Origin of the sequence: Mesomycoplasma hyopneumoniae J (assembly GCF_000008205.1) — a bacterium.
GTDB classification, from domain to species: Bacteria; Bacillota_I; Bacilli_A; order Mycoplasmatales; family Metamycoplasmataceae; genus Mesomycoplasma; species Mesomycoplasma hyopneumoniae.
Window position 1 is genome coordinate 544,773 of sequence record NC_007295.1, and the last position, 22,787, is coordinate 567,559.

Here is a 22,787-nt window from a genome sequence, read left to right on the forward strand (position 1 = left end):
TCAACTTCAACTTTTGGGTTCTGCCCATTTTGTTTTTGAAGGGTTGCAGTTATATTGTTTTTATCAATTTGGACTTCTTCAAAAAGACCTTTTGGATTTTTATAGACATTGCCATTTTATTATAAACCTCTAAAAATCCTTGGTATTTCTTAGCAAATTCAAGTACAACTTTGGCTGAATCTTTCTTAAAATCGGGTTTGATCTCGATTTTATCAACTTCAACTTTATCCGGGAAAGTAATAAATGCTCTTTTTGGATTAGCTTGTTGACTAAAGCGGAAAAATCCTGATGTATCTGAATTTATCTGTTGAGCTTCTTCTTTTTGAATTACACTGTCAACATTAGTTTGGTCATAGGCGATTTTTTCAATATAATACTGGGCAAAAAGATCAAGATCTTTAAGGGTAAATTTAAAAGTAGTTGAATTTTCAAGACTACTTTGATCGGATTTAGCTGAAGAACTTGTACTTTGAGGTCTTTGGGCTAATTTTTTAATTTCAGCTTCAACTTCTTCAATAGTTGCCTTAGCGTTTTTCCCACCGACAACTTTTTTATATTGAATTTTAGCTTTTAAAGAAGTTTTATTTTTAAATACTTCCCCACCATCTTTAAGACTAAAAATAAAATCATATTGATTTGGATTTAGCCCATTACGAAACTGCTGAATTGAATTAATAATTGGAAGAGTTGCAAACTGGCGGGCATCATTTTTGACTTTAGCACCATCAAAGTAGAAATTAATTTTTTGAATCCCTGAAGTCGTAGTTGATCTTCTTAATCTTCTTGCAGAATTTAGTTCATTTTTGAGCCCAACAATATGAAAGCCATTTCCGCCTTGAAGCGATCTAAGCTCAGCTTTAAATTTAATTTCATTTGAGCTTTGACTATCCTGGCTTAATTCAACCTCTTTTTCTTGAGAATCACCGACTTGATAATAGACAAGTTTTAATTTATTTTTATAATCATTATGTTTTAGATATTGATCTTTTGCATCAAAGGTTAGCGTAATTGTTGCCTGATCATTTTTTTTATCATCTTTTTCAATTTTTATAATTTTAGCACTTTCAGGATAAATTATAAAATTTGACCCAAAGGCGATTTTCCCGTTATTGGTGATCTCGCCTTCAATTTTTGAATGGGTTTTTGTATCAATTTCTTTGATTGCAAAATCAGAAAAATTAGGGTTATTTTGGCTAGTAGAATTTTGATTTTTTACAGTTGGATCGACTTTGTTTGTTTGTGAACCATTTTGCTGACTTTCAGAATCAGCTCAGGTAAGTGATTCTAACTTATAAGTTGCATTTTTTTCAAGATCACTAAATTCAAAACTAATTTTGGAATTATTGGCTTTTGCTGAAAATTCAAGATCACGACTCTGGGGATTATTTGTTCCATCGCCAGCTAATATTTTCTTAAGTCTAATTTTTATATCTCTGTCTTCAAATCCACCGGCTTCAATTCCTCTTCCAGCAAGGGGATCGACAATATCAAAGTTAGCAATATAAGTTGTCTCGTCTTTTTTAGTAATTGAATAAGAAATCACTTCGGGCTTGGTTGCAAAATATAATTTTGAAAGTACCTTAGGGGGATTTTCCTCTTTTTTCTTTTTAGATCCAGCATCTTCATCATCGAATTTAAAAATTCTTAGTTTTTTAGGCCCTTGTCCATCACTTACATCTTCAATTTTGACAAGCAGATATAATGCCCCGGCCTCAAGTTGGGAAGAAGCATCTAATCTAAGATCTAGTTGTGGATTTGTATTTTGACTAGAACCTGTAGTAAATTCTTTTTCAATACTTACTTGCTTTCCGGTAATTGAATGTTTAAATGTAAATCTTAATTTGCGTTTCTTACCATGTTTTTCCTTTGTCAGGAAAGTTTCTTTTTTATCGAATTTAATTTGAATATCCGCTGAATTATTATCTGATTGATAAGCTATATCAACAATTGTTGCCGATTCAGCTTCAAGTTCAAAGTTTTTGATGATTTTGGTTTGGGACTTTTGATGACTAGAAAACCCTTCAATTTCATTACCACTTGCATTACTTGCAGTTATTTGCTCTTGGGGTTGTTCTGCTACTTTTGCTTCAGTAATTTTATAACTAGCGGCTTTTTGGAGCCCGTTAATTTCAAAAATAGCAAGTCCGTTTATAATCTGGGCGGTATAAACCTTATTTTGGTTAGAATTAGGAAGCTGGGCTCCGTTTTCGCCTTCTAGTTTAATTTGAAGATATTTTGAATTTCAATTTGCCCCTTTATCATTTAATTTAATTGTAATTCTTGCTGAAGTCTCTGAAGTAGACTCTGGGCTAATCTCGGCAAGATTAGGGGTAGGTGAGAAAAATTGTTTTTCAAATCCTGCTTGGGTATTCGGGGATTTATCAAATTCGAATTTAAATTCATTTTTCTTAAGATTTTGTTGGTTTCGAACTGAAACTGTTTCATTTTTTAGTTTTAAAGACTCAATTTCGTATTTATCCCCGGGATTTAAATTGTTAAGGGAAAAACTAATTGTTTTATTATTGACATCAACTTTGGCTTCTTGTATTGAAACTGAAGATTTTGTTGATAAATTATTATAAGTTAATTCAATATCTTTTTGGCCTAAATAATCATCTAAATTATCAAAAGTTAATTTAATAGTTAGACTATTTGTTGTTATTGATTCATATTCGATTTTATTGATTTTGGCAGTCTGGGCGCTTGTAATAAATGTTTTTTTTGGCTCAAGATTTTTACTTTCGACTTCAAAAAGTTCAATTTCTTCTTCTTGGACTTGCTCAGCTTGGACATTGACAAAAACGGCATTAAATTCGGATATATTTGATCTAAAAGGATTCTGGCTAGCTAAAAGTGAACGGGCTTTTCTTACTTTTGGCTGATTTGCTTGTTTTTCAAATTTTACTGATTTAATTTTATATTTTGCAAGCTTATCAAGATTGATAAAAGTAAAATTATAAATTCCATTAAGGGAGACTTGCTCAAGTCTTAGGTTTGAATTTGATCCATTTGAATTTTGAACTTGCCCATTTTCGCCGATCTTTTCAATTTCAAGTGTGACTTTTTTCCCGGCGGTATACCTTCCGCCATCTTTTAGTTCAAGATGAACCTTGGCTTGACGCTCAACTGAAGTATCAATTTCTAATTTTTTAATAACCGCTGAAGTAGCAATTATTTGATCTTTATAAAAATCAAGATCATCAAGATAAATATTAACTTTTGGATGCTTTGGATCGTCTTGTTTTACTTGTTCAAAACCTAAAATGATATATTGTTGTCCATTTTCAAGATTTTTAAGTTTAAAATTAGTTTTTTGGGATACTATATTTGTCTCTGCTTGAACGATTTGTTCTTGACTTTCACCGCCGAATTTTTTATATCTAACTTTTAGTTTTTGACTATCTAAGAAATCATCAAGTTTTTCTGTATTTTGACTGTCTTTGTTATTTGTTCTAAGAAAATCACGGCCGAATTCAATTTCGAATTCTGCTTCATTTTTTGTTCTTTTTGTCAGATTAAGACTTGTTATATTAGCTGTTTTTGGGATTGTAGAAAACTGTTTTTTCTCATTTGTAGCAAGTAATTTTGCTTTAAAAGGGATTGTTTTGGCTTGAGTCTGACTTGTCTGGAAGGTTGAGACTTGATTTGGGCTAGTTAAAGAAAGCGATCTTTTTGCCCTTTTTGGGCTAGCAGAAGGTGTATCAAGAATTTCTAAAGAATTTTCATTTATTTCATAAATTCCTTGTTTATAAAGATCGGTAATATCAAATCTAATTCTAGCACCAACAATTGGGGCGGTGATCTCCCCTTGTTTTGCTTGGGCTGAACTTGCTTTTTGTCTATCACCGTTTTTTTCAACTAAGGTATATTTAAGTTTGGCAGTTTTTCCATTATATTCGCCTTTGGCATCAGCAAGAATAAAGGTTGCGATCACCCTTTGTTCATAAGAATTATCATAACCGACTTCAATAATTGCGCTTTTGGTATAAAAATATTGTTGCTTAGCATCAAATTTATTTGTAAAATCACCAAAAAGCATATTCCTTTCAATTATCTCTTCCTCGCCATTAAGACCAAGAATTTTGCGGGCTAAAACAATCGAATTAATATTATATTTTGATCCAATCTCTAAATTTGAAAGACTAAATTCTAAAGTATTTTGATTATTATCTTTTGCGCCTTGTGAATTTTGTCCAATTTTTGTAGTAGTTGATAATAATTTTGATGATCCTGCAAGGGAATAATAAAGTTTTACCTCATTATTTCCAATTGCCTTATAAGTTTCAGGGGTAAAATCAACTTTAAGTTTGGCACTTGTTTGTTCTTCTTGCAGGTTGTTAATTGATTTTATAACTAAAGGAGCATGAACTCCAAAAATTCTTTGGGCCTGACTAATTGTTTTTGAAACTGGAAGAATATCATTTGAACCTTTTGAAGATTTATAATTATCAATCTCGATTGCTTCAATTTGATAGTCAAGTCCTTTTTCAAGATTTTCAATTAAAAGCGAGGAAATAACCGTATTTGACTCAATTTGGGCCTTAATTGTTTTTGTAGTGCCCCCTGGTTTTAATTCTTTATATTTAATTGTTGCTGATTTTAAAGGTTCAAGGGCGTTTTTAATTGCAATATTTAAGGCAATTTCAGTCTCAGATTTTTTAATATAAGTAATTGAAGATATTGCCGGACGAGTTGTCCAATTTAGTTGGTCAGCATAAATATTAGGCCCAAAATTTAGATATAATTTATTAACAAATTCTTGATTATTATCAGCAATCCCAATTGAGTCAATAAAATAATTAGTTCCTGGTTCTAAATTAATTAGATCTCAGGCAAGTACAAGTTTATTTCCTGAGATATTAAAAGCACGGGCCTCGGATTTAATTAGATTAGTTGATCCGGCAACTTTAAAATATAAAGTTGCAATTTTATCTTTGATAAAATCATCAGCTGAATCTAGAACAACGCTAATTCGACTTGAATCTTCACTGATTTTATCAATTGTAATTCCCTCAATTTGGGCACTAGTTGCATGGGTAAAAAATTTTTTTTCTTTTGGATCGAAATTTTTTGAAAAAAAGATTGTACTTGTTGGTTGTTGACTACTTTCTTGGTCAAAATTAGTAATATTACCTAAAATCTCAAAGGAAGCAATTGTAAAATGTTTTTCTTTTTCAAGATTTTTGGCAAATGAAAGCATTTTATTCCCGATAACCTGACCAACTGTTGAAAGCATCTTAGAGGGTTTATCATCGGCAAAAAAATTAATTTTTATATCTTTTCCATTAAGTAAAAGACTTTGATCGTTGAATTTAACATCAAAACTAGAAGTATTATTGCCATCAACAAAAGTTTTAATTCGGGCAACCTCAGGGGAAGAAATAAACCAGAGTTTTTTATCAACACGAAAGGAAAGACTACCAGAATTATTCCAGATTCTTGAAATTCAGAATTTAGCCCCACCAGGAATATCGCTTAGATCAAGATTGGCATAAACTTTTGATCCTTGAATGATTAGATCAACATCATTTGCAAGTCCAAATTGGTAATTATCACTCTCATCTTTTCAATAATATTCAAGATTTATTTTTTCATTATTATTAAGTTTTACTTTTTTTGAATCAAGAACTAAACTAATCTCAACAAGGGCGGAATTAAGTCCATAAGCTTTTTGGCTTAAACTTTCAATTTTCCCTGAAATCGGACTTGGTCTAAAAAACCGATTGGCTAAAGGCGAGATTTCAAGATCAAAAAGCGAATTTGGATTATCAAAATAATATTTTAGATCAACAATTTCATAGTTTTGACCGCGGACAAGATTATTAAAACTAAATAAGGCGTTTTTTCTTTTATCCCCTTTGATTTGTCCATTAGCTGTTAAAATCTTATTTGTTCCTACTTGTTTATAATAAAGGATTAAATTCGCTTCTTCTAAAAGATTTTGACTATCTTCAAGGTCAAGATCTAAAATTGTTGTATTATCAAGATCATAATAACTAAATTTTTCAACTTGATTTTTCGTTGAGAAAAACTGGGAAGTTTTTAGAAAACTAAAATAATAACGCGGATTATTCGGGCTTACAAGTTGAACTTGATAAATCGAACCGGGTAAGAGACTATCAATATAAGTCGAAAAATTATCTAATTCTTGATTATAGACTATTTTTGATTTTACCTGATATTTTGATTTTTGATTAATATAGACAAGTTCAAGATCAGCATTTTTAGCCCAAGATGTATCAGCCTGATTTTTTCCTTGAAGTTTAAAACTAAATTCACCTGTTGCTGCCTGAATATTATTACCAACAAATTCAGTGACATAAATAGTTTTTGGACTTAGTAATTTTGCAAGATAAGGGGATAGAGCTATAATTGATCCGGTTATAAATCCAGATGCAGCTAGTAATTTCTTATTTAGATATGAATTTAGTTTTTTATCATTTCTTACTTCGTTTTTCTTTGCCATTTTCTTCCTTTCAAGTTAATTTACTATTGAGATATACCCGTCCAAAAAATCGTGTTGCTAAACCCTATTTTTTGGTTTTTAATTATGCTTTGGCTTTAGGTTATACTGTTATTACTTTTCATATGTCTTCTCTTCGGACCCAGGTTATGACATATGGTGTTTCCGCGTCAACTGTCATGCTGTTATCGTTATACATTGGTAGTATGTATTTGTGGTTGTTGATCTCTTTATAGTATTTGTCTTTTGTATATTTGGTGTGCGTTTTCTGTCGTAGTCAGGGGTTTTGGTTTGGGTTAGGTGGTAGGTGTGGAAAGACTAGGATTCCGAGGAATTTGAGTTGCTCGCCTGGTTTTGGGCTATGTAAAGGGTCGGTTGACGAACTTTGTAACTTAAGTTTGATTGTTATTTTTCCGTTGGTTAATTGCTGGGAAAAGTCAGCATCTCGCCATAATATTATTGGTAAGCCGATTTCATTTCGTATTAGATACATATCACCTTGGTTATTTATAAATCAACCATACATGACAGAAGGCATTACTTCTTGGACGAATTTAACTTGTTGGCCTTGGTTGGTTTTTGTATATAAACCAACGGTCATTGTCTTTGAATTTTGGTCGTATTGGACATCATAAATACCAAAGGGTTTTTGGCTCATTTGCTTTTGCTTTTGGCTGGTTTGGAGTTGTATATTTCTATCTACCTCTGGTTCTTGACCGTTTGCGCTGGTTTTTTTAACTCTAGATGATGGGCCTATGAATATTGTATTATCTCAGTTTATTCCGGTGAGTCTATCTAATTTGGAACTAAACGTGTTTGATCTAGATAACCCTCGAGCTTGGTTAGTAAATATATTTCCTCAGAATGGATCTGTTTTATCTACTTGGGGATATGTAGCCCCTGTAAGGAAAACCTTGGGTTCGTTTCAGGGTGTAAGGATTTGATTTTGGTAGTAGTTTTTGATTGCTTCTGTTGTTTGAAAACCGATTCTATATCGGTGGCTTTTTGAGTTATCCCTGTGGTTTTGGGGTTGCTTGTATGTTATGAATCATCCTAATTCGACCTCGTTTGGATTTGATTTGCGCTTTTTTGTAGTTCTCTGTTTTGTTTCCCATTGCCTTGCTCAGTTTACCTTGGTTTTACTCTTTTCCTCGTTTTTGGTTCATTTTACTTTCTTTTCAATTTTATTTACTAGTTCACTTCATTTTTTATTTGGGTCTGTGAGTAACGAGGAAAATTCGTTATTAATTTTGTAGCCTGATCAACTTAATGTTAAACTAACATTTGATTTGTTTGATTCGGGTCCAAGACTTTGGACGGCTTGATTATAGTTACTTTGGTCCGCTATACTTTTACTGATGTTTTCTTCGAATTTATCCCTGATAAAATCCGCTTTAACTTTATTTTGGTTTTTTCTTACCTTGCGTGGATCATAGAGTTTTGCTTTTATTTTGATCCCCACTCCTGATACAATCTCGGAACTGGTTTCTCTTATAAATGCTACGTTGGTTTTTTGTTTTCAGTTCTCAATTTTTATTAATGTTCCATTACTGTAGACTCTTATTGGGAATCTGGAGTCCTTGCGTTTATCTTTTTCGTTACTCTCTGCTGAGGGCATAGTGATTCTTTCTTCTTCCGTCACGGGGTTGGTTTGTTGTTGGGACTGACTGGCGCTTTGATTTTCCGTTTGATGATCATATCAGCTTGTTGGTGTTGATGGTGAGCTTCTATCGGGTTTCCGGAAATAATATGCTCTTAACTCTAGACTAATAGATTCATTTTCAATTCAGCTACCATCTCCTTTAAGGGTTCATTTAAAGTAACGATAGGGTGACGGGTCGAGGATTGGGGATTTCGGAGTAACTGATGTTGTTTGGGGGCCACTATTGTTAGAGGAAAAAACCTGATTGGATTTTTTAGATTTCAACTGATAGTAATAGGGGATTTTGTTCATTCCGCCCATCTCCTTTAATAAGCGGTTTATGTCTTCTGACTCTGTTATGTATACATTTTTATTATTATTTCCTAATACTTTGGTTTGCTCTATTTTGTTTTGGTGTTCAACGTTTTGGTTAATTGTTTCATGGGGGTTTATATAGGGTATGTATTCATTATTAGTTACTTCGGCAACTCTATCGATCCTTCATTTTTCTGTTGATTGTGGACTGTCGAGCGTTTTGAGATATTTTTTGACTAGTTTATTATTATTATTATTATTATTATTATTATATAGAGCAAAGTTTCATTGTTCTAGTTTTGTTTCATCTAGTACTTTTCACGGGTCATAAAATTTTAATATTAGTGATTGCTCTCAGGTATCATTACGCCCTTCGGGATTTGAAAAATCTGTCATTCTAATTGTATGAAGATCTGGTTCTTCAATTTGGGTTGTAAAAGTTAATTTATTACTATCGTTATTTTCTAAATTTAGGGAAGGGCCATTATTTGATTCAATTTTTGTTATAACATATTTAGTTGATGCTCTTAGTTGCTTTCATCTGTTCTTTTTGGATCATTCTCCTAGATCCGTTACTTTTTTATTTGTAAGCGAAGCCGTTAACGTTTTTTTGGACCTGTCAAATTTTAAAGCAAACGGTAGGGTAACTTTTTTATCTTTTTCATACTGATCGGCTGACTCAAGTGTGATCATTAAATTTTGTTGCATTTTGTTTTGGTCGCCACTTTTATTTAACGCTCACATATATACTGGATCCAAGTCGATATCAATATTTTCTTCATTGTAATTATCTGTGTCCTGCTCGTTTTGTCAAAGCCCGGCTCAGGGTTGCTGTGTTAATTTAATTTTATCCTGAGGTAGTTTATCAAAAGGCATTTGGAATTCTTTTTCCTTTTGCTGGATATTGGAGGGTTGTGTTGTTTGCATTTGCTTACTAAAGTTGATCCGCTTATTATTTCCGAAAGGAATATCATAAACCCCTCATTTTATTTTATCAATCTTGTATTTAAGGAATGGAATTAGTCCATTAAATTGATATTTGACCTTAATTGTATTTCCAGTTGAACTTTCTAATTGGCCAACCTTTGATATTTTTTTTGTCTCAAAAGGAAGAAAGCTTTTTGCTTCTTTATCAGGGTCTGGTTCTATTGTTATAACAATTGGGGTTTTTTCTAGATCTTTAAATGCATTTTTATTTCCTACAAGTTCGACTTCGAGTTCAGCATCTGTATCAGAACTAGCAGTTACTTTTATTACTTTGACTACTGGCGGAATTCTTACCTGTTTTTCTAATTTAGGTGTATTGGCTAGATTATATTGGTTTTTAGGGAAGTCAACCTTAACTTTGATATTTTTCTTTTTACTTACTAGAGATTTAAGCTTGTTATTTTCTTTAATTTCAAGTTCGAATTCGATTTTTTGACCCGGTTTTAGTTTCCTCTGGGCGCTTTTTTCTTTTGTTGTATCAAGATTAATCTTTAAGACATAAGGTGTTGCTTTGTTTGTATTATCTGAGCTGACCTGAAGGTTAGTTTTTTCAACTAATACTTGTGAACCTGAGACTTGGTTATCAACCTCTTTTATTTTGACATCGATTTTCGAGCTATTAATCCAGGCATCATTCTTATCAAAATAAAGATTTACATACCCTTTTACTTCTTCACCTTCTTCTGGACCTGAACTACTACTACTACTACTACTACTACTACTACTATGACTCGATGAACTTCCTGTTCTTACATTAACTTGTTTAACATCGGCAACAAAAATTTTCTGGATTATAGGGGTAAACTCGCTTTTTGTTTGGCTAAGTGATCTTTTACGTCTTGTTCTCACTTGTGTATTCAAATCAGGGATCTCAACCCCACCAATTTCAAGTTTTTTAATTTCATAGGTCTCAAATCTATCAAGATGTTCAAGACGAAATTCAATTACTCCCTTTTTATTTACCGGCTGGAATTTTTCCTTAGAAGTAAATGAAATTTCTTTTCCATTAGAGTTTGCCTCTGAAGATTTTACAACGGTAATTGTTCCATATTCCTTTGGGATTTGTAAAAATCTATCATTAAATGAAAATTTAATTGTTCCTGAACGACCATCGGCATCTTCATTTTCATCCTGAGATCAATTTACATCTTCAAGATAATTAAATTTTGCTCTTGTTTCAAAGAAAGGTGCTTTGTTATTGATATTAAATCTTACAACTTCGGCTGAATCTACCTTTTTAACCTCTTGACCCCCTGTACCTAAAAAAGAAGGACTAGCTTGATTTTGTATGTCAATTGTATCAATTTTTAGATCCTGATTTTTATCACTTAGGGGTTTTTGTAACCCGTGAGTGCTTAGGCTTACTTCAACATCTTTTATTGTAAATTTTGTGATTTTATAGGCAGTATTTGCACTAAGATTTAAAGATGAATTTTGATTGGCTAGAGTTTCTTTTGAAATTCGAACTTTTGAAATTGGACCTTCAGGGACAAAGACAAATTTTGTGGTTTGGGGTTGTTGTTGTTGTTGTTGTTGTTGTTGTTGTTGTTGTTGTTGTTGTTGTTGTTGGGCCAAATCAGGATTTGTCCCTTTAACTTCTTGGATTTCAACCTCGATTTTATGTTTATTTCGCCAAAGATATTCATCTTTTTCATCAAATTGGAAATAAACAGTAGCTGCTTCATCTTCATAGGCTCCGATTTGTGAAAAATTAGTAAGTCAAGCTTTTTTTGCCGGGGTAGTAAATTCCGTTTTATCCATTCTTTCAGTTTTATAATCAGAAATATCAATTTTTTCACCTTTATAAAAATAAGCTTGAATTTCATATAAAGAAGCTTTATTTAAATTAGTTTCAAAACTAATTACATATAAATGCGACTGACCTTGTTTTTCATCTAGCTTTTCGATTTTTGCAGCTGGGAAATTATTTCTAATTTGTTTAGAGTTTTATTATATAATTGTACTTTAAAGTGTTTTTTGTCCTGATCTTGTTCTTTTAGATCTTCTGAAGAAATAAATCAAGCATAAATTTTGGTCTCAATCCCTGAAGTTTTATCTTTTTCCTCAGTAGAAATAATTTGATCGTAAACTCTAATTGGGATTCCCTCAATTATTTGTTTTTGACTTATTGGTGTTTGTGGTATTAAGCCTTGAGGATTTTTAAATTCGGCTTGGGTATTAAACGATTTATTAAAATCGATTAAATTAGATACTGAAGTAGACCTTCTTTTTCTTGATCTTTCTGAGACTTCTGGTTTTCCTATTAGTTCAACTTTTTCGATTTTATATTTAAATCCTTCAAAGATTTTATTTTGGCCTATCTGTTTTTCTTCTGTTTTTGAACTTGAAGTTTTTGGATCATTAACTTGATTAATAAGGGTATTTGTTTCTTTTTCAATTGGATTTGTTCGAGTATCTAGTTGTTTTAGACTAAGTTGCTTTTGCTGGGATTGTCCTGTATTATCATAGATATCCTCAAGTTTGACTTGTATTGTTCCATCAGATTGGATTTTCCCTTCAACTACTGACATTGGAGTATTAGAATTTGTTTTATCTTGTCTTTTATAAGAAACTTTGACTTTATAACCTTCAAGATATGAAGCCGATTGCTCATCTAATTGGATTTTTACATAAACAACGCTGTTTTCCTTATCTAATAAAGTTCTTTGAATATCAACTACTGAAAAACTTGCAGGGGTAGTTCGGAATAATTTATCTTGAAAAGTTATACTATCATCATCAAAATTAATTACTTGTTCAGATTTCCCGTTATTTTCATAGACAACAGAGACTAATTGATAATAATTAAGCGGTTTTAGATCACTGGCTGAAAAAGTATATTCACCACTTGAAGAATTTGGCTGTTGTTGACCCCCTTGATCTTTAAGTTCGGCTGTTTTTTCTTGGCCAGATGTTATATCAATGTATTTTAATTTTATTTTTCTTTTATTTTGGCTTACTTTTTCAAGTAATTTCGTTGTATTTAATTTGATTTTAATTTCAGCATTATTCCCTGAAAGATTAACTTTTTCAATATTTACAACATAAGCGGCAGTATCAAAAGTTTTTATTAGTGTATTTGTTTGTTGCTTATCTTGACTAAGGGGGTCTAATTTTAGACTAACAGCCGCAAAATTATTACTTGTATTTGTGCTTGGTGCTGGACTAGGTTGGGTTGCAAACTCACTTACTTGATAATTTAGAGCACTACTAAAAAGACTTAGATCCCTTTTTTTACGGCTAGGAGCTTGTGGTGAGTCTTGAGATGCACTTAGCGAGCTTGTAGATCGATTTTGATCGGTTCCAATATATTTTGCAAGCGGGAAATGTTTTATTATTGCCTGATTTGTATTAGTCTGAGGGAGAAATTCCATTTTGGTAATTTCATATCTAGTACCAGAAGGTACTTTATTTTTAATTTGATCTTTTTGAATATCAAAAATTGCAAGTCCATCTTCTTTTACTACTGCCTCAGCAGTAAGCTGGGCATCCTCAGATCCATTATCCCCTTGTTTTTTAAAACTGATTTTAATTTTATTATTTACTAAAAACCAGTTTTTATTTACATCAAAAACCATTCGGATAACCGCTCCGTGTTTGCGATATTCGGTCTGTGATATTGACTCTGGAAGTACTTCTTTTGCAGTTGTATGGAATTTCTTTTGGTCCTGAGTTAAATTTCTAAGAAATCCAACTGGAACACCACTTACAAAAATATCAACAATTGAATACAAACTATATTTTTCTAAATTTTCAAAGGAAAATTTCGCTGTTGCTTCCTCTCCCTGATAAGAGATTTGTGCCTGAGCTTGAAAAATTGCCCCGGTTCTTTGGGATTTAATCATTAAATGAATTTGACTTGCCTGTCCTTGTTTTGACTTACCATTTGAATAGGCTTCAAAAAACTTTTTCGGGTCTTTAATTTTAATTTCAATCCCAGCGGATGTATCAGATAAATTAGTATTACTAATCTCAATTTTTTGAGGAGGATTACTTTGGGTATTTTTAATTAAATCCTTATTGATTGTAATTGAGGAAATTAAAGATTTTGTAAAGAAATCTTTTTTCATTGGAGTTTCTACTTTTTGTTGATCAAATTCGACTTTAAGGTTTTTAAATTCGTTTTCGGGAGTGCTTCTTTTTGATCTTGTAGACCTTGTTATAGGTTTTTTTGTAATTTCTAAATTTTTAACTGTATATCCAGTGGCCTCGCCAAGATTTTCAATTTGAAAACTTGCTTGATTATTTTCAATTGCTACTTTTGAAGTTTTTGTACTATTTTGCCCGCCACTATTCTGTTTATTTTTAAGTTCATATTCGAGTGTGGCTTCAAAATCGTTATTAAGTGATCCATCTTCAAGGGAGTCAAAAAAAGTTGTAAGTAAAACGCTTGTCGGGCTTAGATCAGAATATTTGATATCAACAACTTTAATTGAACTAAGTTTGGTTTTAAACTGCGTTTTTGAAGTATCATTTTTAATTGTTTTTGCAAAGGGGATTTGGTAGATCCCATTAGTTCTTACAACTGATAGTGAACTAATTTCATATTCAGTAAATTTATCAAGATTATTTTTAAATTCAAAAGTAGCACTTGCTGCACCGGAATTTTCTTGAACTTTTGCACTTGCTAAAACTACCTTACCGGTTTTTTTATTTCTTAGGGTTAGAGTTGTAACTTGGTTATTATTTAGTTTTAAAATTTCATTATTTGAATTTGAAAAGGTTATTTTAATTGTTGCTGATCTTTGAAGATCTTGTTGACCTTGGCCTTGGCCTTGATTATGCCCGCCCCTGGTTTGACTAGGATTAAATTCGACATTCGAAATTACTATATCAGTGGCAAATTTAAGTGTTTTTTGTTTTGCTTGATCGTTAATTTCGCCGATTTGTCTTTGTTGACCTTTGATTATCGCGCTTGTAAATTCATTGACGATCTCGAATTTTGGGCCTGTATTTTGATATTCCTTATTTGTAAAAATTGCATTCTTATTAATTATTTTAAGCCCTTTGATCTTAAAATCGGTTCCTTCTTTTAGATGATCAAAATTAAGGCTGGCAACAAGACGACCATCGCCTTGCCTGATGATTTTTACTTTTTTAGTCTGATTGGTTTGCCCTTCTTGCGCAATGACTGTAGAAACGCTTTGAAATTGAGCCTTAGGTTCTTTATCTTCGATTATTTCAACTTCGATTTCTTGATTTTCAAGATAGCCATCGCGGATTGGATCAAAATAGATCTCGGCTTTAACCCCATCTGATTTAATATCAGAATAGACAAGATTTTTAACTTCGATTTTATCAACATTTACATTAAATGATTTTTTATTTTCAAGTTCGTGATTAACCCAGATACTTGAATCAACTTGAGAATAATCATTAATTGATACAAGAATATATTTTTGATTTCGATCAAGATTTTTAAAATCAAATTCGGCAGAAATTAGTCCGCTTTCGTTTTTAGCAGTCCCTGTTGCAGTAATAATTGCATTTGTTTTTTCATTTTTCATTAACAAGGTTAGCTGTTTTGAATTTTGTATCAAAATTTGTTCTGCGTCTTTAAAGGAAAGTTTTACTTTAACTTGCTCGCTTTTATTTGATTGAACCTCAAATTTAAAAAGTTCAGGGGCTGAATAAATTTTTGCCTGACTATCACTTGATGTAATTCCTGGGGCATAAGATTGAGCTTTAATTTCAAAGCCTACTGAGGTTTGAATATTTTTATCTTTGGTTAGATTGCTAATCTTTTCAATTTCATATTCACTTCCGGGTTGGGTATTCTCAAAATTTAGTTTTAAAACTAATTTTTCATCAACATTTCCGGTTGCCTCAATTGTTTTTGCATCTTGATTTTGATTTTTTGGTTTTAGCATCACTTTGATTTGATCATTTTTTAAATAGATATCTTTGACGGGATCAAAAGTTAATTCAAGGCCGATTTTATTATGTTTTTTCTCGAACTGGACAATTTTTACTACACTTGCTGTTGTTGCAACTGTATAAAAATTACGCTCAGGGGCTTTTTCATCTTTTAATTTAGGAGCAAAATTTATTCTTTGGGAATCAAGAAGTAGTTCTGTAATTGTATAATGACTTAATTTTTCAAGATTTTTTAGATCAAATTCGGCTGTATTTGTATTATTAGAGAATTTTATTGTAGTTTTTTCAGAAGCGGCAGCCCCATTTGCATTATTTTTTAAGAAAATAATTGCATTTTTATCTGATTTATTTGGTCTTTTGCCAAAATTTGGATCTTTGATATTAAAATCAATTATAATTTTTGCACTATCTTGTTGGGGTTGACTTTTAATTGATTGAATCTGGGGGATTGTATAAAAATAAGGGGGTTCGCCTTGAGTTTTATTAGAATCTTCTTCTAATTTATTATTAAGATATTCATAATTTAGCTCTGTTAGCCCTGAATCTTGGCCTGGGGCTGACTCAAGTCCGGCAAATTCGTATTTTTTTCCAGGATAAAGATTTGATAGACTAACTTTAATTGCATTATTAACTACCTGAATGTATTCAGGGTTTTTATTTTCTAGTTCTTGACTTTGAACGGTTTTAGATTCTTCTTGCTTTTCCTTTCCTTTTTTATCTTCTTTTTCTCTTTTATCTGTAACAGCTTTTATATTATTGCCTACTTGATTTGGATAGGAAACTATTTTATTATTTTCGTCTTTAAATTTGACTTTGAATTTATAATTATTTAAATAACTATTAAAAGTTGGATCAAAATAAATTGTTGCAATTGCGCTAGTTTCACTTATATTATCAAAATTAGAACCAAAAATCTTAATCTTTTTATAACTAGTACTAAATTTTGCATTTTGTTCAAGAATTCCTGATGAACTAAAAAATTCAGCAAGTTCAGGAATCTCAAGATCGACAACTTGATATTCGGTTTTTGGATCTAAATTTTCAAGATTAAAATGGAGAATTAATTTATTATCACTAAGGATATATTCTTTTTTCTCTGGGCCTGGAGTTCCGCTTGCTTGATTTGTTGGGGCAAGATCGACTTTGATTGTGCTAGAAAGATTACCAAAACCGGGTTGACCAAAAACGAGTTTGGCACTAAATTCATTTTTGGCCCCGGTTTTACCAACTGAATTTTTAAAATCCCCTTCAAGACTTACAGCAACTTTTGCACTTGTCTCTGTTATTTGATCAAATTTAATTTCTGAGACACGATATTTGATGAAAAATTCATCATAAGGTAATTTTTGTGCACTTGATTTTCCTAAATCAAATTGGATTGCTACGGCTAGATCTGGTTTTTCGGCAATCTCAATTTTGGCTAGTTTATAAACAGAAGATACTTCAAAATCCTCAAGATCAAATTTGATCTCAGAACCTTCGGCTTTAGCAACCTTTGATTTATATAATTTAGCAGGATTATCTTTTTTATAATAATATAAATAAAGATTTTTATCATTTAAATAAGCAGACTCAGGGAGGAAACCAAAGGTATATTCAACTTTACTTGCCAAAATTTTTGGCTCTAATTTAATAAAAGTTTTAAGATCGGAAATTGTTGTAATAAAATTTCTTTTTGGTGAGCTGATCTCTAAATTTTTATTTCAAAGAAAAAGAATATTTTTATAGTCATATCCATCTTTTTGCAAACTAAAAACTGAATTTGGCACCTTTGAAATTAATAAAAGTTTATCAAGGGCATATTTTGTATCATTTACAAGACCTTTGGCTTTAAAACTGATTTTATAGATCCCATTTTCTTGTCCCTGAAAAAATGTAGCACTTGTTGGGATAATTGAGCTATCATCTAAATATAAAAGTGCTTGTGCCCCTTCAAGATTATCAGCTGAGGCAATTGTTAGATCGACATTAGCAAAAGTAGCTCCAATTGCAATTTTTGAATCAATTACTGCTGCTGGGGTATAAAAATTTTTAATAAAAGTATTACCAAATTCGATCTGGGCACCTTCAAGTTCAAAACTTTCGATCTGGTAAGTACGACCTGGATCTAAATTATTTAGATCAAAACTAGCAAGATCGGCAGAATAAATTGCACTAACTACATAAGTCTGACTTGTTTTAAGATCTTTATAGTGCATTTTAATTATTTTATTTTGTAATTCCTGGGTGGATTCAAAACTATCAAAATTAATATTTAGCCTTTTTTGGGAAAAAGATAAATTTTGGTCAATTAACGATTTAGTTACTAATTTGAATTTAGCAGTTTTGGTTTCAAATAAACGTTTTTTGGTACTATCTTTTTCAAAATCGATTTTTGGATCAAGGGCAATTTTCTGCATCGGTGAAAGGGGAATTTCTTGCCGATTATTTGTATCAACATAACGAATTGCGCTGATCTTATAATCAAGTCCGGGGTGTAAATTATTTAGGGCAAATTCAACTTTTCCGTCTTTAACAATTCCGGCATCAACATAAGAAGTATGGATTTCTTGGGCGGTTTTAGCATTTTCAAGTTGGCTTTCAAGATCATCTGCTTGATTTTTTAGGACATAATAATATTCAAGGGCGACTTTTTTCCCTTCTAGATTTGCTGCCTCATCGGCAAATTTAACTGATACTGAAGCTGTAGAAGGAGTTCTGGCCTCAAAATTGATTGTTGATACAGCAGGAGGAGTATCAACAAAATTTGTCACATTTTGTCCAAAGCCAATCACTTTTTTTGCCGAAAATCTTTTCTGTTTTTTATCATCAAGATAAACTTTTAGATAGTAACGACGCCCAAAACTGAGATTGCTATATTTAGAATTTATTCTTCAATAACGACTAAATTCATCATATATGGCAGTATAAGTAGCTACAACCTCTTTTCCTTCTTTATCTTTTGTAAGATCAACATTTAAATCCTGATAATTTAGTTTAAAAGAATCAAGATCACTAAGGGCAAACTCAATCTCGTAATTGATATTATCTTGATTTATATGTCTAAAATCGACAATGTTGTACTGAAGTGTATTTCAGGACTTAAGAAGGAAAGGGAGAAAACCAAAAGAACCAACACTAAGGCCACCAAAGGCTAAAAGTGAAAGAATAATCGCACGTCTTTTTGACTTTTTCATCGCTTTTTTTGATTTTTTGTCATTGATATCATCCATTTTTCACCTCTTTTTTCAGTTTAAAATTTATAAATTTTTGTTATTTATGAATTTTCCTAGATTATATTAAAAAAAGAATAGACGTTAAACAAACGCTATTGTTTCTTCAAAAAAAATATAGATAGGCTAAATAAAAAATAACTAGATTTATTGATAGTTTTAAATGATATACAGTAATTATACTATATTTTTTAAAACTTAAAAGAAATTTTTCAAAAAAAATTTTTTAGGAAAAATTAACGGTATTTTTACTTAAATAAGGATAATTTTTAATTTTTTGAAATAAAGTTGTTTTAAAATTAGAATAATCTTAAAAAATAAAAATAATTTCATTTTTTAAGATTATTCTAATAATTCCTGTAATTTTGATAAATTATTCTTGTTTTTTGCAGATATTAATAAGCAATTTAGTTTTAATTTTTTACATTGATTTAGTAATATTGCTCGGGTTGACTGATTAGTTTTATCGATTTTATTGGCTAGAATATGAAGTTTGAAACCTTGTTTGATGATATATTCAATCATAATATAATCAAGATTGGTAAAACCAACTCGGGCATCAAGAATCAAAAAAACAGCGGAAATTGGCTGATCTTTTTGGAAATATCCCGCAATTATTCGGTCAATTTGGTCTTTTTTTGTCTTTGATACGGCTGCATAACCATAACCAGGAAGGTCAACAAATAATTTTTCACTTTCATTTTTATAGAAATTTAGCAACTGTGTCCGCCCTGGTTTTGTTGATGTTTTAGCAATTTTTTTATTCGCTAAAGCGTTAATTAGAGTTGATTTTCCGACATTTGAGCGACCAATAAAGGCAAATTGTGGATCAGAATAACAATTTTCTGGGCATGATCTAAGAAATTTTCACACTTTTTCCCCGTTTTTGACCTTTAAAAATCAAGAAATTAACCAAAAAAATAATTTACATTTTACCATAAATTAAATAAAAAAGCTAATACTTACTTAAAAATTTTCCAATTTTTTTATGTTTTTTATTAATTTAATTGCTTCCTAACTAAATAAATTTAGATTTTTTGGTCTGATTTCCTAATAAGTTTTGACTTAATACGAGATTTTTTACTTATAAATATTAATGGGGAAAATTTTCTGCTTTTCTAATTGTTGATTTAACTCTAAAATTACTGCATTAAATTGACAACTATTTGCTGAAATCCGAAATCTTGCATTTTTTTGATAGCGAATTTTTTTATAGACATCAAGAAAACTCACACCAATTGCATCATTTGCTGGTCCGGTCATCCCGACATCTGTGATAAATAAGGTTCCCAGTGCTAATTTTCGGGCATCTGCAGTTTGGACATGAGTATGAGTGCCTAAAAGTGCATTAATTTTCCCGTTAAGGTAGATTGCCAAGGTATTTTTTTCACTAGTAGTCTCAGCATGAAAATCAACTATATGAAAATCAGCTTTATCCTGGGCAAGAACTTGATCGATTGCATCAAAAAAATTATCGGCAAACTGATGATTCCAAGGCTTGACTAGTTTATTAAAAGCAACTCCAAGAAGTGAGGTAATCCGGAAGGTTTTGCCGTTTTTTTCAATTACCGTTGAGCCATTTCCTTGATATTCGGGGGCAATATTTAAGGGTCTGACTATATCGGCGTTGTTAATAATTAGGTTGATTTCTGGATTTGATCAGACATGATTGCCGACTGTAAAAATATCAACCCCTAATTTTTTTAAATATAAATAGTCTTTTTTATTAAGACCTTTTCTGCCAGTGATATTTTCAGCCTGGACAATTACAAGATCAAATTGATATTTTTGTTTTAAGAGTTCAAGTTGTTCTTTAAAAATTTCAATTCCAGGGGCACCAAAAATATCACCAACGAATAATACAGTAGCAGATTTCATCTTGGGCTAAACTTTTTACCTTTGCAAATTAAGTAAAAAGATGCCGATTTTTAGCATCTTTTGGTCAAAATGGTATGGTGCCAACAACAGGAATTGAACCTGCGACCCCATCCTTACCATGGATGTGCTCTACCGACTGAGCTATGATGGCAAAATAATATTAACATTATAACATTTTTTTAATTTTTTCCAAATAAAAAAATGCTTTTTTTAAAGTAGTTAATCATTTAGAAAAAGTTTTAATTTTAAATTTTTAGATAATCCTTAATTTTTTCAACCATATCAAGCTTTTCTCAGGGAAGATCGAGCTCATCACGACCAAAATGACCATAAACTGCTAAATTTCGGTAGATTGGTTTCCTCAAATTAAGCCGAGAAATTAAACTAACTAGACGAAGATTAAATACGTTTTTAATAATTTCAATAATTTTTACCGTTGGAATTTTAGCATTTTTTAGGTAAGTAACATTAATTAGTTCTGGATATTCATTACCGATTGCATAAGCAAATTGTAGCTCGATTTCGGCAGCTACTCCGGCGGCGACAAGATTTTTTGCTATTCACCGGGCAATATAAGCGCCACTTCGGTCAACTTTTGTATAATCTTTTCCACTAAAGGCGCCCCCTCCATGTTTTGCAGCATCCCCATAAGTATCAATTATGAGTTTTCGCCCCGTAAGCCCTGTATCACCAATTGGTCCTCCAATTGTAAAATCACCGGATTTGTTAACTTTTTTTTCAAAGTCAATATTTAAATTATATTTTTTTGCTGCTGGAATCATAATTTTGTTAATTACAAATTCAACAAAATTATGATAGTTAAAATTCTGCTGATGTTGGATTGACATAAGCATACTTTTAACTTTTGGTTTACTGTTTTGATCATAGTGAATCTCAACTTGGGATTTCATATCCGCACAGGCAAATTGAAATTCACCTATTTTCCGGAGTTCTTCAGCTTTTTTAACTAAAAAGTTAGCCAAATTTTGTGCTAAGGGCATAAAATTTGGGCACTCGTTAGTGGCAAAACCATAAACAATCCCTTGATCGCCAGCACCGATTGTACCGTTTTTCTGATCGACAAGGGAAGCTATCTCGCCGGATTGGCGATTTACATTGGAAATTATTGTAAAATCATTTTCGTTATAACCAATTTCAAATAAAATCTCTCAAGCAATTTTTACAAGATCGACATAACCACTTGTTGAGATTTCTCCCCCAATTATAATTAGGCGGTTTGATGCCATTGTTTCAACGGCAACTCGTGCGTGCTCATCCTGTTTAAGAATTTCATCAAGAATAGCATCGCTAATTTGATCACAAATTTTATCAGGATGACCTTTTCCGACTGATTCAGCAACAGAAATTTTCGCTGCTAACATTTACTTCCCTTCAAATTTTCATTATATTATACCATTTTTTTTAAAAAAATGAAAAAATTTTTTAGAAAAAATTTTTGCGCAGGGTTTTATTAGGAATTTTTTGCTTTTTGGGCTAAAAACTCTTCAAAACTAAGGGATTTATGTCGTTTTGTTGTCAATTTTCCGTTTTTAAGCTTGATAATTAAATCGGCTAAGGCCTCCATTGCTGGATCATGTGAGACCATAACGATTGTGGTTTTGTATTTTTTGTTGATATATTTCAAGGCGCGTAAGACAATATTGGTATTAGTTTCATCAAGGGCGCCAGTAGGTTCATCAGCAAAAATTACTTTGGCATTCTTAACAAGAGCACGGAGAATCGAGATTCTTTGTTGCTGTCCCCCAGACATCTGCGATGGGAATTTGAACTTGATATCATCAAGTTCAAATTCGGCAAAAAGTTGCTCAATATCAAGTACTTTTGACTTATCCTTTTGAAGATAGGCGCCAACTTGGACATTATCATAACCGTTAATGTTTCCCAAAAGGTTATAAGACTGAAAAATAAAGGAGACATTTTGGCGCCTAAATTTGGTAAGTTCTCCGTTTTTAAGATAGGCAAGATTGACTGAATCAACGATAATTTCCCCTTCAGTTGCTCGATCTAGTCCTGACATTAAGTTAAGAATTGTTGACTTTCCCGATCCTGATTTTCCACTAAGAATTGCAAAATCACCAGCGGCAATACTAAAATTAATATCCGCAAAAACTTTGGTAACAACTGATCCAAAAAGATAATATTTTGCTACATTTTTAAAGTCAATAATTGCGCCTGGCGAGTTTGTCTTATCAATATTTCCGCTCTTAACTCGGGGATTATCATTGGCTCAACGGATTAATTTAAGCTGTTTTTTTGTTAGATTTGCTTGATTTGTATCTTTGATAATCGCCAGGGCTTGGTTTTGTTTTTCTACTTTTTTTGTTTTGGAAAATATATTATACACGATTTTCTCCTTTTTGTTGTAAAAAAATTAAAAATTTTTTTGTACAAT

The 22,787-nt window shown here is 31.6% G+C and carries 7 protein-coding genes and 1 tRNA gene; all 8 read right to left on the minus strand.

The genetic code is table 4. The features are described from left to right. Positions 1-49 precede the first annotated feature (49 nt). Positions 50-6,466, minus strand: coding sequence for a DUF1410 domain-containing protein (locus MHJ_RS03905; RefSeq protein ID WP_011284201.1), 6,417 nt, complete (start codon positions 6,464-6,466; stop codon positions 50-52). Positions 6,467-6,566: 100 nt separating this feature from the next. Beyond that, positions 6,567-11,168 (minus strand): hypothetical protein, encoded by a 4,602-nt coding sequence (locus tag MHJ_RS02365; protein ID WP_044284666.1) that lies wholly within the window; start codon positions 11,166-11,168, stop codon positions 6,567-6,569. Between the two features lie 134 nt (positions 11,169-11,302). After that, a complete protein-coding gene (locus tag MHJ_RS02370; protein ID WP_044284667.1) occupies positions 11,303-18,496 on the minus strand; it encodes a DUF1410 domain-containing protein in 7,194 nt (2,397 codons plus the stop codon). A gap of 342 nt (positions 18,497-18,838) precedes the next feature. After that, the gene (gene yihA, locus MHJ_RS02375; protein WP_044284668.1) at positions 18,839-19,435 is read right to left on the minus strand and encodes a ribosome biogenesis GTP-binding protein YihA/YsxC; all 597 of its coding nucleotides are present in this window, start codon (positions 19,433-19,435) and stop codon (positions 18,839-18,841) included. Positions 19,436-19,576: 141 nt separating this feature from the next. Next, positions 19,577-20,374, minus strand: coding sequence for a TIGR00282 family metallophosphoesterase (locus tag MHJ_RS02380; protein ID WP_044284669.1), 798 nt, complete (start codon positions 20,372-20,374; stop codon positions 19,577-19,579). 75 nt (positions 20,375-20,449) lie between these two features. Beyond that, positions 20,450-20,525 (minus strand) — tRNA-Thr (locus MHJ_RS02385). A gap of 94 nt (positions 20,526-20,619) precedes the next feature. After that, positions 20,620-21,756, minus strand: coding sequence for a methionine adenosyltransferase (gene metK / locus MHJ_RS02390; RefSeq protein ID WP_044284670.1), 1,137 nt, complete (start codon positions 21,754-21,756; stop codon positions 20,620-20,622). An 89-nt stretch (positions 21,757-21,845) separates the two neighbouring features. Then, positions 21,846-22,730 (minus strand): ABC transporter ATP-binding protein, encoded by an 885-nt coding sequence (locus MHJ_RS02395; RefSeq protein ID WP_011284207.1) that lies wholly within the window; start codon positions 22,728-22,730, stop codon positions 21,846-21,848. Between the last annotated feature and the right edge of the window lie 57 nt (positions 22,731-22,787).